This is a genomic window from Saccharopolyspora sp. 7B (assembly GCF_020177435.1).
GTDB lineage: Bacteria > Actinomycetota > Actinomycetes > Mycobacteriales > Pseudonocardiaceae > Saccharopolyspora_C > Saccharopolyspora_C gregorii.
Genome location: NZ_JAIUKC010000035.1, coordinates 38,135 through 52,520, shown reverse-complemented (window position 1 = coordinate 52,520; position 14,386 = coordinate 38,135). Strand labels below are relative to the sequence as shown.

The following is a 14,386-nucleotide window of genomic DNA, read 5'->3' as shown; positions in this document are numbered from 1 at the left end:
GCGGTCACCGCTGCTCGGCGGTCACGACTGCTCGGTGCGGGCGATGGCCAGCAGGCCGTCGCCGACGGGCAGCGCCACCGGCACCAGCGACTCGTCCGCGCGCACCGCCCTGGTCAGCTCGCGCAGCGCCTGGGCGCGCGGCTCCTGCCGCTGCGCGGCGTCGACCGGCCCGGCGAACACGATGGCCCCGCCCGGACGCAGCAGCGGTGCGCCGAGTTCGAGGAACGCCGGGTACTTGGTCGGCATCGCGTCGACGAACACCAGGTCGTAGGCGCCCTCGGTGAGCTTCGGCAGCACCCGCTCGGCCAGCCCGGCGATGAACCGGGTGCGGGACCGGGGGACGCCTTCGGCCGCCAGCGCCTCGCGCGCGATGTGCTGCGCGGCGGCGTCGATGTCGATCGAGGTCAGCACGCCTTCGGGCACCATGCCGCGGAGCAGCCAGCTCGCCGAGGCGCCCGTGCCGGAGCCCACCTCGACGACGGACTTCGCGCGCAGCACGGTCGCCAGGAAGCGCAGCGCGGCGCCCGCGGACCCGTCGATGGACTCTTCCGCTGGGTCGGCCGCGTGCCCGATGGATCCGCGGGCGTCGCCGAGCATGCTGCCCGGCCGGTCCAGGGGACCGGTGCCGATCGACGTCTCGGGTATCACGAGGCGCAAGATTATCTTCAGCGGCCGGTTCGGTTGCCCCCGTTCGGCACATCGTTAGACGGCTGTTTCCGGCATCACGTCGGATCTTGCGCCGATCAGGTGAACGTCAGGTTCTCAGGCTGCTCTCAGGGCCTTTTCATCCGTCCCTCACGAGCGCGCGCGAGAGTGGGTATCGACCGGGAGCGGACCGCCGCTCCCAGCAACGAGGGCAGCACGCGGAACGCGCGTCCCACCGGCCACGCCCGGCCTCCGCCGGGGAACAAACCGGCGGCCGCGTTCGTTCCCCGGATGCACACGCCGCAGGAGGTGGCTTCTCGTCCGATGCCAACACAGTCGATGAGTCCGGCCGTTCGAGCCGACCAGCACGCCGTCGCCACCGCACCCGTCGCGGAGGCGGCGTGGACGCCGCCGTCCTGGGACGAGGTGGTCCGGGAGCACGCAGACCGGGTGTACCGGCTGGCGTACCGGCTCACCGGCAACCAGCACGACGCGGAGGACCTCACGCAGGAGACGTTCATCCGCGTCTTCCGCTCCTTGGCGTCCTACAAGCCCGGCACGTTCGAGGGCTGGCTGCACCGGATCACCACGAACCTCTTCCTGGACATGGCCCGGCGCCGCTCCCGGCTGCGCATGGAGGGCCTGCCCGAGGACACCGACCGGCTGCCCAGCACCGGCCCCAGCCCCGAGCAGGTGTTCTACGACACGCACCTGGACCCGGACCTGCAGGCCGCGCTGGACGAGGTGCCGCCGGAGTTCCGCGCGGCCGTGGTGCTGTGCGACGTGGAAGGGCTGTCGTACGAGGAGATCGGGACCACCCTCGGGGTGAAGCTCGGTACTGTGCGCAGCAGGATCCACCGCGGCAGGCAGATGTTGAAGGCCACGTTGGAAGCTAGGCGGGAGCAGGCTCGGGAGGACTCGGCATGACGGTTCGGCGGGGGTGGGGGCTGTCCGAACAGCACCTCGCACTGGACGCGCTCGTGGCATTCGTGGACGGAGAGCTGACCGCCGGCGCCCACGACCGCGCGGCCGCCCACCTCGCCAGGTGCCCGGCCTGCGCGGCCGAGGCCACCGCCCAACGGCAGGCCCGGGCGGCGGTGCGCTCCGCGTCGTGCCCGTCGATGTCCGCCGGACTGCTGCAAGCCCTGCAGTCGATACCGTCGAGCGCCGAACTCCCCGCGCAGCCCGACGGGCTCGCGCTGACCGAGGAGGGGCAGCTCGTCGCGGTCAACCCGGGCGCGCGCCCCGGCCGGTTCGGTTCCGGCGCGGCGCTCGGTTCCAGCACTCCCCTCGGCGGTGGCAGGCAGCCGATGGGGTCCAGCGCACCGCTCGGCTCGACCCGGCCCGATGATGAACCGCGCGGTGGTCGCGGCAGGCGAGCGGGTGCGGGGGTCGTGTTCTCCGGGCTGGTGCTCGGCGCGCTGGCGCTGGTGAGCATTCCGGACGACCAGCTCCCACCGACCGACGCGGGCCCGCCGCTGCCGCTGCCCGGCGAGGCCTACGACTCGGCGCTGATCCCCGCTTCGGCGCGCTTCGACGAGCGAGGCGGAACTCCGCCCTCCGAGGCGCCCGCCTCGACCACGACGCCGGCGCCGCCGTCCGATGCGACGCCGGGCGCCGACGCCCCGGTGACGCCATCCGGCGCGCCGCTGCTCTCCGCTTCCGCGCAGCCCTGATCACCGGGCCGTCGCCCCGCTCCTACGCGGACTTCACCTGGCACTGGGCAGGATGGGGACGTACCGGTGCGCGGGCGGTCGCCCTCGTGTGATCCACTCGCATGCCGATGTGTCGACGACTTCGCAGGCCCGGGGAGCGATGAGCGAGCAGCCGAGGAAACCCGCGCAGGGATCCGACCCGGTGCGACCCGATCAGGCTCGGCCGCAGGACGACCAGCGCCACGAGGTCCCATCCGCACCCGACGGCGACGCGGTGCACCCGTGGCGACCGGGTTCGACCGCCCCCGCCCGCGGAGTTCCCGCGGCGGACGTCTCCCGCCCGGCCCAGGACGCGCCGCCGCGGCACCCCGAGGTCGATCCCGCCCAGGCCGCCGTCTTCGGCAGGCCCGTCGGCGTCTCCGGCAGCTTCCAGCCCGGGTCGGACGAGCGCGCACCCGGCGTCGAGCAGGCCCCGCCCCCGCCGGACGCGCTGGTCAAGGCGTTCGGCCGTCCGCAGGGTTCCGCCGAATCGCTGCAGCGCGAACCCGGGGAGACCCCGCCCGCTCACCCGGCCGACGAACCCGCCTCGTTCTGGAGCGACCGCGGCGACCAGGACCCGTGGCGCAACCCGTCGGCGAGCTCCGTGATCGGCCCGCCCGCGGTCCCCGAAGCCACTCCGGAAGCGGCGCCCGAGCCCGGGCCCGGTCCGCTGCTGAGCGCCCGCGAGGTGCTGTTCGGCCGCCGGGTCCGGCCGCGCTCGCTGGCCGCGCTCGCCGGGGTCGCCGTGCTGCTGGCCGGGGTCGGCGGTTTCGTCGGCCGGATCACCGCTGAGGAGGGCAATCCGCTGACCAACCCGGACGTGACGCTCGCCGAGGTGGAGCCGGGCGTGGACCGGCCCAGCGGCGGGGTGTCCGCCGTGGCCCGCCGCATCGTGCCCGCCGTGGTCTCGGTGGAGGTGCACGTCGGCGCGCAGGGCGGCAGCGGTTCCGGGGTGGTCATCGACGGCGACGGCTACATCGTCACGAACAACCACGTGGTGTCGATGGCCGCGGACACGCCGGGGGCCACCGTCTCGGCGGTGTTCAGCGACGGCAGCCGGGTGCCCGCGCGGATCGTGGGCCGGGACGTGAAGACCGACCTCGCCGTGATCAAGGTGGAGGTGGCGAACCCGACGGTGGCACAGCTGGGCCGCTCCGGCGATCTCGCGGTCGGCGACCAGGTGATCGCCGTCGGTTCTCCGCTGGGCCTGGCCAGCACGGTCACCACCGGCATCGTCAGCTCGGTGCACCGGCCGGTGCGGCTGGCCGGGGAGGGCACCGACACCAACGCGGTGGTGGACGCGATCCAGACGGACGCGGCGATCAACCCGGGCAACTCCGGTGGCGCGCTGGTGGACGGCAACGGCGCGGTGGTCGGGATCAACAGCGGTATCCGCACCATCGGCTCCGGTGGCGAGGGCGGTTCGATCGGGCTGGGCTTCGCGATCCCCATCGACGACGTGCGGCGCATCGCGCAGGAGCTGATCCGCACCGGGCGGGCCGCGCACGCCGACCTCGGCGTGAACGCCAAGTCCGTGAACGACGGCACCACCGACGGCGCCCAGGTGCTCAACGTGCGCGACGGCGGTTCCGCCGCGGGGGCGGGCATCGCCGAGGGCGACGTGATCATCCGGGTCGGCGACCGCAAGGTCAGCACCGCGGACGAGCTGGTGGTGGCGGTGGACCGGCACCGCGTCGGCGAGACCGTACCGGTGACGGTGGTGCGGCAGGGACGGGAGCTCGTGCTGGACGTGGCGCTGCGCTGATCGCGCGCAGTTCTGGGAAAAGTGGCGTTTCCACCGGGCACCACCCGATGGGTAGGCTGGGCGGCGCGCGCAGCGCGAAGCACGGGAGTGAAAGGTGATCCGAGGTGTTCGACAGCATCGGCTGGGGTGAGATCCTGGTCCTCATCGTCGCCGGTCTGTTCATCCTCGGCCCGGACCGGCTGCCCGAGGGCGCCGCGTGGCTGGGCCGCACGATCCGCCAGGTCAAGCAGTACGCGACCGGAGCCAGGGACCACCTCCGCTCCGAACTGGGCCCCGAGTTCGACGAGCTGCGCAAGCCGCTGGAGGACCTGCGCGGCATCCGCGACTTCAACCCGCGCAGCGCCGTCACCAAGCACCTGTTCGACGGGGAGAACCCGCTCGACCCGCCGCTGAACGGCAACGGGAACGGGAGCGGGACGAACGGCGGCACCACCGCACCGAAGCCGCCGCAGCCCCCGAAGCCGCAGCGCCCGCTGGAACAGGGCGAGCGGCCGCCCTACGACTCCGACGCGACCTGAGCCGGAGCCACCACCGGCTTCGCCCGTCGGCGCTCGGAGCGCCTGCCGCTCAGCACCGCGATCCCGGCCAGCAGCATCGAGCAGCCGAGCACGGCCGACATCCCGTTCCAGCCCCAGGCCGCGTAGGCGACGCCGCCGACGACTCCGCCGACGCTGCTGCCGCCGTAGTAGGCGAGCTGGTACATCGCCGAGGCCTGGCCGCGCGCCGACGGTGACGCGAGCAGGCCCACCCAGCCGCTGGCCACCGAGTGCGCCGCGAAGAACCCGCCGGTGAACACGACCAGCCCGACCAGGATCACCACCAGGTTCCCGGCCAGCATCAGCAGCAGCCCCAGCAGCGCGGTGCCCAGCCCGGCGAGCAGCACTCGGGGCCTCCCCCACCGGTCGGCCAGCCGGCCGGCGACCGCCGAGGTCACGGTGCCCGCCGCGTAGGCCAGGAACGCGAGCGCGGCGAGCGCGGGCGGCACCGACAGCGGCGGCTCGACCAGCCGGAACCCGAGCACGTTGTAGACGGCCACGAACGCCCCCATGCCGAGCGCGGCGACGAGGAACGGCGGCCGCAGCGCCGGATCGGTGGCTGCGGCCCGCACTCCGACCAGCAGCGGCTTCCACCGCAGTTCCTGGCGCCGCTGGTGGCGCTCCTGCGGCAGCAGCAGGACGAACCCGGCGGTGCAGATCGCGCCGAGGACGGCGACGGCCGCGACGCCACCGGCCCACCCCGCGTAGTCACCGGCGATCCCGCCGAGCAGCCGGCCGGACATGCCGCCGACGGTGGTGCCCGCGACGTACAGGCCCATGGTGGTGCCGAGGTCCCGTCCTCCCGTCTCGTCGGCGAGGTAGGCGGCGGCGACGGCGGCGATGCCCGCGACGGCGGCCCCCTGCACGAGCCGCAGCCCGACCAGCAGCGGGAAAGACCCGATGAACGGCAGCAGCACGCCGATCGCTTCGGCGAGCAGCAGCGAGCCGACCATGATCCGCCGCCTGCCGTACACCTCGGACAGGGTGCCGAGCGGGATCGCCGCGATCGCCAGGCCGAGGGTGCCCGCCGACACCAGCAGCGCCACGGTGCCTGGCGCGAGGCCGAAGGCGTCGGAGAACTGGGGCAGCACCGGTTGCGGCGCGTAGAGCAGCGCGAACAGGGCCAGGGCGCCGATGAGCAGCGCGATCCTGATGCGGCGGATCCGGTTCAGGTCGTCGGTGAGCACGTGGGCGACCGTAAGCCGGGCTAATTAATGCGTCCAATGCGTGAGGAGGGCACGATTCATGCCGTGTCGCATGAATCCGAGCTGCCGCTGGACGCCGCCCAGCTCACCGCCGATCTCGCCCCGACGCTGAACCTGCTGCGCACCGTCGCCGCCGAGGGCCATCTCACACGCGCGGCGGCGCGGCTCGGCGTCCCGCAGCCCACGGTGAGCCGCGCGCTGGCCAGGATCGCCGATCGCCTCGGCACCGATGTCGTCACGAAGGAAGGGCGCGGGGTCCGGCTCACCCGCACCGGCGCCCAGCTCGCTGCCGCGGCCGAGCACGCCTACGCGGAGCTGGCGGACCGGTGCCGCGAGGTGGTCGAGGAGCTGGACCCGGACCGCGGCCGCATCTCGCTCGGCTTCCAGCACACCATGGGCAGCGCCCTGGTGCCGGAACTGATCCGCGGGTTCCGCGCCGGGCATCCCGGGGTGCGGTTCCGGCTCGTGCAGGGCGCCAGGGACGACATGCTGGCGGGCGCGCTGGACGGCCGGCTCGACCTGTGCCTGGTCTCGCCGCTGCCGACCGGAGCCGAGTGGGAGTCGGTGGCGGTGGCGCGCGACGAGCTGGTCGCGGTGGTGCCGCCCGCCCATCCGCTGGCCGAGCGCGCGGAGGTGCGGCTCGCGGAGCTGGCCGCCGAGGAGTTCGCGCTGATGGGCCCGGGCTACGGACTGCGGCACATCGTCACCGAACTCGCCGAGGCGGCCGATGTTCCGCTGCGGCCCAGCTGGGAAGCCGAAGAGGTCGACACGCTCCGCGGCCTGGTCGCCGCCGGTCTCGGCGTCACGCTGCTGCCCCGGGCCGTCGGTGGCGAGGTGGCGGGCACCGTGGAGATCTCGCTGTCCCCGGCCGCGCACCGCACGGTGGGGATGGCCTGGCCCGCGGGCCGCACCCCGCCGCCGGTGGTGCGCGCGTTCCGCGACCACGCCACCTCCCGGCCCTGACGCGCGACGATCCCGCGGGGACCAGGTCCACCGCGGGATCGTCGGAGCAGCGCCTACCTCACGCGGCGAGGGAGGCGGCCAGTTCGACCAGGGTGCGGGCCGCGAAGCCGGTCGCGCCCGGCACGACCTCGTCGTAGGACTTGTCCGCGCGTCCCGGGCCCGCGATGTCCAGGTGCGCCCACGGCACGTCGCCGATGAACTCGCGCAGGAACAGCGCGGCGGTGATCCCGCCGGGCCCCTGCGGCGCCTGCCGCACGTCGGCGAGCTCGCCGCGCACGTCGGCCGCGTGGTCCTCCAGCAGCGGCATCGGCCACCAGGACTCGCCGACCCGCTCGCCCGCGTCCCGCAGCGCCTTCCCGAGCCGCTCGTCGGTGCTGAACAGGCCACCGGTGCGCAGCCCGAGCGCGACCTTCATCGCTCCGGTCAGCGTGGCCACGTCCACCAGGTAGTCCGGTTCGAGGCGGTCCACCGCGTACGCCAGCGCGTCCGCCAGGACCATGCGGCCCTCGGCGTCGGTGTTGCCGACCTCGGTGGTCTTCCCGCCGTAGTGCCGCACCACGTCACCGGGCCGGTAGCTGCTGCCCGACACGTGGTTCTCCGCGGACGGCACCAGCGCCGTCACCCGCACCGGCAGCCGCAGCCGGGCGATGGACAGCAGTGCGCTGAGCACCGCGCCGCCCCCGGCCATGTCGGTGCGCATCAGGTGCATGCCGTCGGCGGGCTTCAGCGACAGCCCGCCGGTGTCGAAGGTGATGCCCTTGCCGACCAGCACCAGGTGCGGGCCGGACTTCACGCCGTCCGGACGCCACGCCAGCTCCAGCAGCCGCGGCGGGCTCACCGAACCGCCCCCGACGGCGAGGACTCCGCCGAACCCCTTGTCCGCCAGCCACTTCTCGTCGCGCACGGTCGCGGTGACGCCCTGCAGCGGACCGGCGAGCGCGGTGCCCGCACCGGCCAGCCAAGCCGGGTTCTTCACGTTCGAGGGGGCGTTGGCGAGGTCCCGGGTCAGCGAGGTGGCCGCGGCCAGCTCCTCCGCCTGGGCCACGGCCACGCGGAACGCGTCCGCGTCCGCCCCGCCGGGAACCACCAGCAATGCCTTGCGCATCCGCGGCGCGGCCGGTTCCGCCGACACCCGGAACCGGTAGTCGCCCAGCGACAGCCCGAGCGTCAACGCCGAGACGAGCTCGACGTCGGCGTCCGCGGGCAGCAGCACCTGGACGTACTCCGCGTCCGCCGCGTCGCCCAGGTCGGCGGGATCGTCGTCCGACGCGACCCCTTCGCCGAGCTTGGCGCGCGCCGCCCGTGCGATCGACGCGCCGATCGCGCGCCAGTGGCCGGGCTCGCCGGAGCCCGCCCCGACGACCCAGCCGAACCGCCCGTCCGGCAGCGGCACGGTGCGCACCTCGCCCACGGACGCGGTCACACCCAGCGCTTCGAGCAGCGAGACGTCCGCTCCCCACGGTTCGGCCGCGGCGGCCAGGTCGGGCCCGGAGGCCCCGTCGAACACCGGCACCGCCGTCGGCACGCCGTCCCGCCACCGCGAGACCACGTCCACTTCGACCAGTGCCGTCGGGATCACCGGGAGCGCTGCCTGCTCCGGCGACCGCGACGAACCGAACACCGAGGAATCGGACACGGATTGAGATCCTTCCCGCATTCAAAGAGACAAGGCCGTCTCGGCCACTCCACGGACACCGGCTCCGGCATCGAACTCGGATGCCAGAGCCGGTGAGACGATCGGGTGCACGCCGATCGCTTGCGCAGCGGCCTCAGCCGGTGGCAGATTCCAGGGCATCGCCCAGGTTCTTTGCCTCCTCCACCGACATCTCGACGACGAGCCGCCCACCGCCCTCAAGGGGGACGCGCATTACGATGCCGCGACCCTCCTTCGTCACCTCGAGGGGACCGTCACCGGTCCGGGGCTTCATGGCCGCCATAGCGTGCTCCCTCCGTGAACTCTTCCCACCCACTGATCGCCCACAACCAGCCGGGTCCGGCTCCATTCTCCCCCATCCGGACGCAGCCGCGAAACCGAACCGATCAACTCGTGTCGCTGTTGCGCTGGTCGAATGCCCGTGGCAGGTGGCAGACTCAGCCGTCGTGCGGGCGTTTTCCGGGCTTTTCGGCTCTCCGCACGGCCACCCGTGCGGGCGTCGTGCGGCGGCAGCAGCATTTCCGGTCGACCGTCCAGTCAGGACCACCCCGGAACCGCGCTCCGTGATCGACCCGGCACCGACCGTGCGCGGTCCACTGTGGATGCGCTGGTCAGGGCGGGCGCGGCCCGCACCTCCCAGGCGACGAAAGGGCGAGAAGTGTCCGATGTACTGCTGACCCGCGACACCGGTGGCGTGCGACTGATCACGCTCAACCGGCCGGAGTCGTTCAACGCGCTCAACGTCGAGCTGAAGCTCGCGCTGGTCGGCGCGCTGCGGGAGGCCGCGGCCGACGACGCGGTGCGCGCGGTGGTGCTCACCGGCAGCGGGCGCTCGTTCTGCGCCGGCCAGGACCTCAAGGAGCACATCGCGCAGCTGCAGGCGGACGACCCCAGTCCACTGAAGACGGTGGAGGAGCACTACAACCCGCTGATCCGAGCGGTGGCCACCATGCCGAAGCCGATCATCTCCGCGGTCAACGGCAGCGCCGCCGGGGCGGGCGCCTCGCTGGCGTTCGCCAGCGACCTGCGGATCGCCGCGGCGGACGCGAAGTTCCTGATGGCCTTCGCGAACGTGGGGCTGTCGACCGATTCGGGCGCGTCCTGGACGTTGCCGCGGCTGATCGGCTACGGACGGGCGATGGAACTGCTGCTGCTGGCCGAACCGGTCGCCGCCGACGAGGCGCTGCGCATCGGCATGGTCAACCGGGTGGTGGACGCGGGCCAGGCGACCGAGGCGGCGATGGAACTCGCCGCGCGGATGGCGACCGGCCCCACCAGCGCCTACGCGCGGATCAAGGAGACGATGCGGGCGGCCGCCGCCGAAGGCCTCGACGAGGCGCTGGACGTGGAGGCGGGCGCGCAGAACGAGGCGGGCAGCACCGCCGACCACCGCGAGGCGGTGGCCGCGTTCGTGGAGAAGCGGACGCCGAACTTCATCGGGCGCTGAGCCGCACCGCGGGCCGTCCGCCGGTCGGGCGGCCCGCGCCGGTTCACCCGGTGCGCGGCCGGTAGCTCGGGCAGAACTCGGCGAACCGGTCCAGCGACCGCCGCAGGCCCCAGCTGACCGCGGGCCGCACCACCGGCCACAGCGCGCCGGTGCCGGTGGGCGCGGACAGGTCCTCCCACCACACGAAGGTCGACTCGTCGGCCTGGCAGTGCCCGATCACCCGGAAACCGCCCTCGCCGGACACGAGGCCACCGGTGTGGCGCACCCGGCAGCACAGCGGCCGCCGCATCTCGATGATCTCCATGGTGTCCAGGAAGCCGACGCCGCGCAGCCCGGTGAACGCGGCCAGCGTGGAGCCGAGGCCGCCGTCACCGCTGACCACGTGCACCGAGGTGCCGAGCATCCACTCGCCCTGCCGCGACCAGTCGGTCGCCGCCGCCCACACCTGCTCCGGTGCGGCGCGCACCGGCACCTCCAGCCGCAGCTGCGCGTTGCCCACCCGACTCACTCCTCCCGGTCGACCGACCGGGCGCGCTGCAGCTGATCCCCCGCGATGTCGAGCTGCCGCTGCAGGACGGCGACCTGGCCGCGCAGGTCGTCGATCTCGTTGGCCAGCCGCTCCAGCGCCCAGTCCACCTCGGCAGCCTTGTACCCGCGCAGCACCTGTTGAAACCGCAGCGAGCGCACGTCGGCGCCTTCGACGTCGACGGCGGGCAGTCTGGTCGGCGTCGCTCCGGGCGGTAGCGCCTCCAGCTGCTCCCCCCGGCCGAAGACCAGGGCAGCGAGCAGGTAGATCACCGCGGCGACCACGAGCACGACGAACAGGTAGATCAGCGCACTAGCCACGCTCCGATCGTGGCACGCCCGCCCCGCCGGGCGGCAGCAGACCTCGGCACGGCTCGCGTGGCGCTGCTCGTGCCCCGGCGGCCGGCCGTCCCGCGTCGACGGGCGATCAGGCCTTGGCGGGCGCCTGGGCGGGAACGGCCTTGCCTTCGAGGACGCCTTCGATGGCGCAGGTGAACTCGCGCCAAGCCCGGCGTTCCGCGTGCAGCGCCTCCACGCCGGAGGAGGTGAGCCGGTAGGTGCGGCGCTGCCTGCCGCCGACGGTGCTCCAGGCGCTGGTGACGTAGCCCGCGCGCTCCAACCGGCGCAGCGCCGGGTACACGGTGCCCGTGGGGAGGTCCAGCGCGCCGCCGCTGCGCTGCTGCAACGCCTCGATGATCGCGTACCCGTGCAGCTGTCTGCCGTCGAGGGTGGCCAGCAGCAGAGCGTCGAGGTGGCCGCGGAGCGCATCAGCCTTCACAGGTAGCGACTCTACGGTCATTCGCCACCACTGTCACCGTCCCGATACAAGGGGACCTTGGTCCTTTCCCGATTCCCCCGCGGGTGAGTTCGATCACTCACCCGGGTGGCCGGAGTTCGCGGCGAACGGAGTCGCCCCGGTTCGGCCGAGCGGCGGGCAGGTAGATCGCGGTTCGTGACCGGGCCCGCGGCACCATCGCCCCGTTCGTGGGGCATTGCTCGACCGAACGAGTGGATCGATTCATGAGGCCCTCATCGCCGCCGCCCGGCGGCAGCACACTGCGGATCACCAGACGCGCCCTTGAGCCGGGCGCGTGCCGACGAGGAGGCCAGGAGGTCGGCGTGCGCGACGACAGCGAACGACAAGCCACCGGTTCGATCGACGATCGGGAGGTCGTCCTGCCCGTTCCCCGCCGCCAGCCCGACGCCGCACCGGCACCGAGCGCGCTGTCGGTCCGGTCGAGCCTCGATGACCTGCGAGTTCGCATCGCCGCGCTGGTGGAGGCGGTGCACAACCTGCCCGCGACCGGCCTGGAGCTGGACGAGGCGCAGTGGCGGATCGACGAGCTCGCCCAGGAGATCAACCGCCCGTACCCGAGCCCACCGCGGGTGCGTTCCCGCTGGCTGCGGCTCGCCCCGCTGCTCACCGAGCTCGATGCCGCGCTCCCCGTCGCCGCCACCGGGCGCATGATCGACGACGCCTTCTGAACCGTTGAACCGCCCGCCGTCGAACGCGCGCGGCGGATGCGGCGCCTCCCGGCCCGCGCCCCGTCGACCGGGGCGAGCGCGCGGAGGCGGGCTCAGGCGAGGGCGCGCAGGACCTGGTGCGGCGGCCGGGTGCCCGCGATGGCGGCGACCATGTCCACCACCCGCCGGGTCGCGGCGACGTGGTGCGCGCGGAACACCCGGGCGCCGCCCCACGCGGCGATCGCGGTGGCGGCGAGGGTCCCCTCCAGCCGCTCGGACACCTCCGCGTCGAGGGTCTCGCCGATGAAGTCCTTGTTCGACAGCGCCATCAGCACCGGCCACCCGGTGTCCACGAGCTCGGAGACGCGCCGCACCAGTTCCAGCCCGTGCCAGGTGTTCTTGCCGAAGTCGTGGGTCGGATCGATCAGCACGCCGCCGCGCGGCACGCCGAGCGCCACCGCGGATTCGGCGCGTTCCACCAGCTCGGCGACGACCTGCGCGACCACGTCCGAGTAGCGCACCCGGTACGGGTCGGTGCGCGGCGGCAGACCGCCGGTGTGCGAGCACACGACGCCCACGCCGAACTCGGCGGCGACTCGCGCCACCTCCGGGTCGGCGCCGGCCCAGGTGTCGTTGAGCAGGTCGGCGCCCGCCTCGCACACCCGGCGGGCGACGGTGCCGCGCCAGGTGTCGACGCTGATCACCAGGCGGGGGTGCCGCTCGCGGACCGCGGCCACGAACGGCACCACCCGGCGGGACTCCTCGTCGGCACCCACCCGTTCGCCCTGCGCACCGGCGCGGACCCCGCCGATGTCGACGATGTCGGCGCCGTCGGCGACGGCGGCGTCCACGGCCGCCAGCGCGGCGTCGGCGGCGAACGTGGCGCCGCGGTCGAAGAACGAGTCGCGGGTGCGGTTGACGATGGCCATGACCAGCGGCCGGTCCGCCGCCACGTCCTTGTCCCCGAAGCGCAGCGCGGGCTGAGGCGTCATGCTCCCGATCCTGGCACGTCCACCGCGCGGCCCGGCTCGGACCGGCGGCGGCCGGGTCAGCGGGCCGGCACCGCGCAGGCGTCCAGGGCGGACTCGACGTCGGTGACGACGACCAGCGAGTCCAGCGAGCGCTGCGAGGCGAAACCGTCGGCGACGAGCCCGCGCACCCACTCCAGCATCCCGCGGTAGTGGTCGTCCGGGTCGAGGATCACCACCGGCTTGTCGTGCATGCCGATGTACCGGGACGTCCACACCTCGAACAGCTCCTCGCAGGTGCCGATGCCGCCGGGCAGCGTCAGGAACGCCGAGGCGTGCGCGTCCATCAGGCCCTTGCGCTCGCGCATGGTGTCGACCACGAGCAGTTCGTCGGCGTCGTCGTCGGCGACCTCCCGGTCCACCAGGGCCCGCGGGATGACGCCCACGGTGCGGGCGCCGCCCGCGCGGGTCGCGCGCGCCACCTCACCCATCATGGAGACGCGTCCGCCGCCGGAGACGAGCGTCCAGCCGCGCTTGGCGATGCCGGTGCCGACCTCGGCGGCGAGGGCCAGGTACCGCTGGTCCACCGGCCCGGAGGCGCAGTACACGCACACCGCGTTCCCGGTGGTCTCCTCCGCGCTCAATGCGCCTCCTCCCAGGCCTGGTAGGCCTCTTCCACGATGCGCACCGCATCCTCCACATCATCGGTCAGGTGCAGCAGGGCCAGGTCCTTCTCGCCGACCTTGCCGGACGCGAGCATCGTGTCCCGCACCCAGTCGTAGAGGCCTTGCCAGTAGGACCGGCCGAACAGCACCACGGGGAACTTCGTCACCTTCTTGGTCTGCACCAGGGTGAGCGCTTCGAACAGCTCGTCCATCGTGCCGAACCCGCCGGGCAGGCAGACGAAGGCCTGGGCGTACTTGATGAACATGGTCTTCCGGGCGAAGAAGTACCGGAAGTTCACCCCGAGGTCCACCCACGGGTTGAGCCCCTGCTCGAAGGGCAGCTCGATGCCGAGGCCGACGGACAGCCCGCCCGCCTCGGAGGCGCCCCGGTTCGCCGCCTCCATGGTGCCCGGCCCTCCACCGGTGATCACGGCGCAGCCGATGTCGGCCATGGCCGCGCCGAGCCGCACCCCCATCTCGTACTCGGGGTGCTCGCGCGGGGTCCGGGCGGAGCCGAAGATGGTCACCGCGCGCGGCACCTCGGCCAGCGCGCCGAACCCCTCCACGAACTCCGACTGGATGCGCATGACCCGCCACGGGTCGGTGTGCACCCAGTCGGTGGGGCCGCGCGAATCGAGCAGGCGTTGATCGGTCGTCGTCGGTTCGTGCAGGCGGGAGCGGCGGAGCACGACCGGCCCGCGCCGCTTCTCCTGCGGGCGCTCGGCGCCGTTCGGTGAACCCTCGATGGTCATGGTTCGAGGGTATGCAGCCGCCGGAGAACACCGGGTGCCGCGCCGGTGACCACGTGGTGCCGTCCGGTGCCGATAGGGCCGAAGGGCCGTGCTGACCTGCGCC

Annotated in this window: 17 protein-coding genes; 7 read left to right on the top strand and 10 right to left on the bottom strand. The window is 73.6% G+C overall.

What is annotated here, in order from left to right; translation table 11 throughout:
• Nucleotides 1–21: 21 nt before the first annotated feature.
• Nucleotides 22–648 carry a class I SAM-dependent methyltransferase gene (locus LCD33_RS07380; protein ID WP_224956038.1) on the bottom strand — a complete coding sequence of 209 codons (627 nt, stop codon included), beginning with the start codon at nt 646–648 and terminating at the stop codon, nt 22–24.
• Between the two features lie 336 nt (nt 649–984).
• Between LCD33_RS07380 and sigE the strand changes: the two genes are divergently transcribed.
• The 4 genes from sigE (at nt 985) to tatB (ending at nt 4,622) form a co-directional block, all read left to right on the top strand.
• Complete coding sequence (gene sigE / locus LCD33_RS07375; protein WP_224956039.1) at nt 985–1,572, top strand: RNA polymerase sigma factor SigE; 588 nt, start codon at nt 985–987, stop codon at nt 1,570–1,572.
• Nucleotides 1,569–2,321: a zf-HC2 domain-containing protein gene (locus LCD33_RS07370; RefSeq protein WP_224956040.1), complete on the top strand. Its 753-nt coding sequence runs from the start codon at nt 1,569–1,571 to the stop codon at nt 2,319–2,321. Before sigE ends, LCD33_RS07370 begins: the two co-directional genes overlap by 4 nt.
• A 139-nt stretch (nt 2,322–2,460) precedes the next feature.
• The gene (locus tag LCD33_RS07365) at nt 2,461–4,104 is read left to right on the top strand and encodes a trypsin-like peptidase domain-containing protein (RefSeq protein ID WP_224977647.1); all 1,644 of its coding nucleotides are present in this window, start codon (nt 2,461–2,463) and stop codon (nt 4,102–4,104) included.
• A 104-nt stretch (nt 4,105–4,208) separates the two neighbouring features.
• On the top strand, nt 4,209–4,622 hold the full coding sequence (gene tatB / locus LCD33_RS07360) for a Sec-independent protein translocase protein TatB (RefSeq protein ID WP_224956042.1): 414 nt from the start codon (nt 4,209–4,211) through the stop codon (nt 4,620–4,622).
• On the opposite strand, the gene LCD33_RS07355 is transcribed toward tatB, so the two are convergent.
• Nucleotides 4,601–5,827 carry an MFS transporter gene (locus tag LCD33_RS07355; RefSeq protein ID WP_224956043.1) on the bottom strand — a complete coding sequence of 409 codons (1,227 nt, stop codon included), beginning with the start codon at nt 5,825–5,827 and terminating at the stop codon, nt 4,601–4,603. The genes tatB and LCD33_RS07355 overlap by 22 nt on opposite strands.
• Before the next feature lie 63 nt (nt 5,828–5,890).
• On the opposite strand from LCD33_RS07355, the gene LCD33_RS07350 reads away from it, so the two are divergent.
• Entirely contained in the window at nt 5,891–6,808 is a 918-nt protein-coding gene (locus tag LCD33_RS07350; RefSeq protein ID WP_224956044.1) for a LysR family transcriptional regulator, read from the top strand.
• Nucleotides 6,809–6,866: 58 nt separating this feature from the next.
• Here the strand turns inward: LCD33_RS07350 and LCD33_RS07345 are convergent, their stop codons facing one another.
• Both LCD33_RS07345 and LCD33_RS07340 read right to left on the bottom strand, forming a co-directional pair.
• Nucleotides 6,867–8,465, bottom strand: a complete 1,599-nt coding sequence (locus LCD33_RS07345) for a M17 family metallopeptidase (protein WP_224977646.1) — start codon at nt 8,463–8,465, stop codon at nt 6,867–6,869.
• A 112-nt stretch (nt 8,466–8,577) separates the two neighbouring features.
• Nucleotides 8,578–8,745 carry a DUF3117 domain-containing protein gene (locus tag LCD33_RS07340; RefSeq protein WP_009949794.1) on the bottom strand — a complete coding sequence of 56 codons (168 nt, stop codon included), beginning with the start codon at nt 8,743–8,745 and terminating at the stop codon, nt 8,578–8,580.
• A 375-nt stretch (nt 8,746–9,120) separates the two neighbouring features.
• On the opposite strand from LCD33_RS07340, the gene LCD33_RS07335 reads away from it, so the two are divergent.
• Nucleotides 9,121–9,909 (top strand): enoyl-CoA hydratase-related protein, encoded by a 789-nt coding sequence (locus tag LCD33_RS07335; RefSeq protein ID WP_224956046.1) that lies wholly within the window; start codon nt 9,121–9,123, stop codon nt 9,907–9,909.
• Between the two features lie 43 nt (nt 9,910–9,952).
• Here the strand turns inward: LCD33_RS07335 and LCD33_RS07330 are convergent, their stop codons facing one another.
• From LCD33_RS07330 to LCD33_RS07320, 3 genes are all read right to left on the bottom strand, one after another.
• On the bottom strand, nt 9,953–10,408 hold the full coding sequence (locus tag LCD33_RS07330) for an SRPBCC family protein (RefSeq protein WP_224956047.1): 456 nt from the start codon (nt 10,406–10,408) through the stop codon (nt 9,953–9,955).
• Nucleotides 10,409–10,413: 5 nt separating this feature from the next.
• A complete protein-coding gene (locus LCD33_RS07325; protein ID WP_224956048.1) occupies nt 10,414–10,755 on the bottom strand; it encodes a DivIVA domain-containing protein in 342 nt (113 codons plus the stop codon).
• Between the two features lie 106 nt (nt 10,756–10,861).
• Nucleotides 10,862–11,212: a PadR family transcriptional regulator gene (locus tag LCD33_RS07320; RefSeq protein WP_224956049.1), complete on the bottom strand. Its 351-nt coding sequence runs from the start codon at nt 11,210–11,212 to the stop codon at nt 10,862–10,864.
• 341 nt (nt 11,213–11,553) lie between these two features.
• On the opposite strand from LCD33_RS07320, the gene LCD33_RS07315 reads away from it, so the two are divergent.
• Nucleotides 11,554–11,919 carry a hypothetical protein gene (locus LCD33_RS07315; protein ID WP_224956050.1) on the top strand — a complete coding sequence of 122 codons (366 nt, stop codon included), beginning with the start codon at nt 11,554–11,556 and terminating at the stop codon, nt 11,917–11,919.
• Nucleotides 11,920–12,011: 92 nt separating this feature from the next.
• On the opposite strand, the gene folP is transcribed toward LCD33_RS07315, so the two are convergent.
• From folP to LCD33_RS07300, 3 genes are read right to left on the bottom strand one after another with little or no spacing between them, the layout of a single operon-like run.
• Nucleotides 12,012–12,890, bottom strand: a complete 879-nt coding sequence (gene folP, locus LCD33_RS07310) for a dihydropteroate synthase (protein ID WP_224956051.1) — start codon at nt 12,888–12,890, stop codon at nt 12,012–12,014.
• Nucleotides 12,891–12,946: 56 nt separating this feature from the next.
• Nucleotides 12,947–13,510 (bottom strand): TIGR00730 family Rossman fold protein, encoded by a 564-nt coding sequence (locus LCD33_RS07305; protein ID WP_224956052.1) that lies wholly within the window; start codon nt 13,508–13,510, stop codon nt 12,947–12,949.
• The gene (locus LCD33_RS07300; protein WP_224956053.1) at nt 13,507–14,283 is read right to left on the bottom strand and encodes a TIGR00730 family Rossman fold protein; all 777 of its coding nucleotides are present in this window, start codon (nt 14,281–14,283) and stop codon (nt 13,507–13,509) included. Before LCD33_RS07300 ends, LCD33_RS07305 begins: the two co-directional genes overlap by 4 nt.
• Nucleotides 14,284–14,386 lie beyond the last annotated feature (103 nt).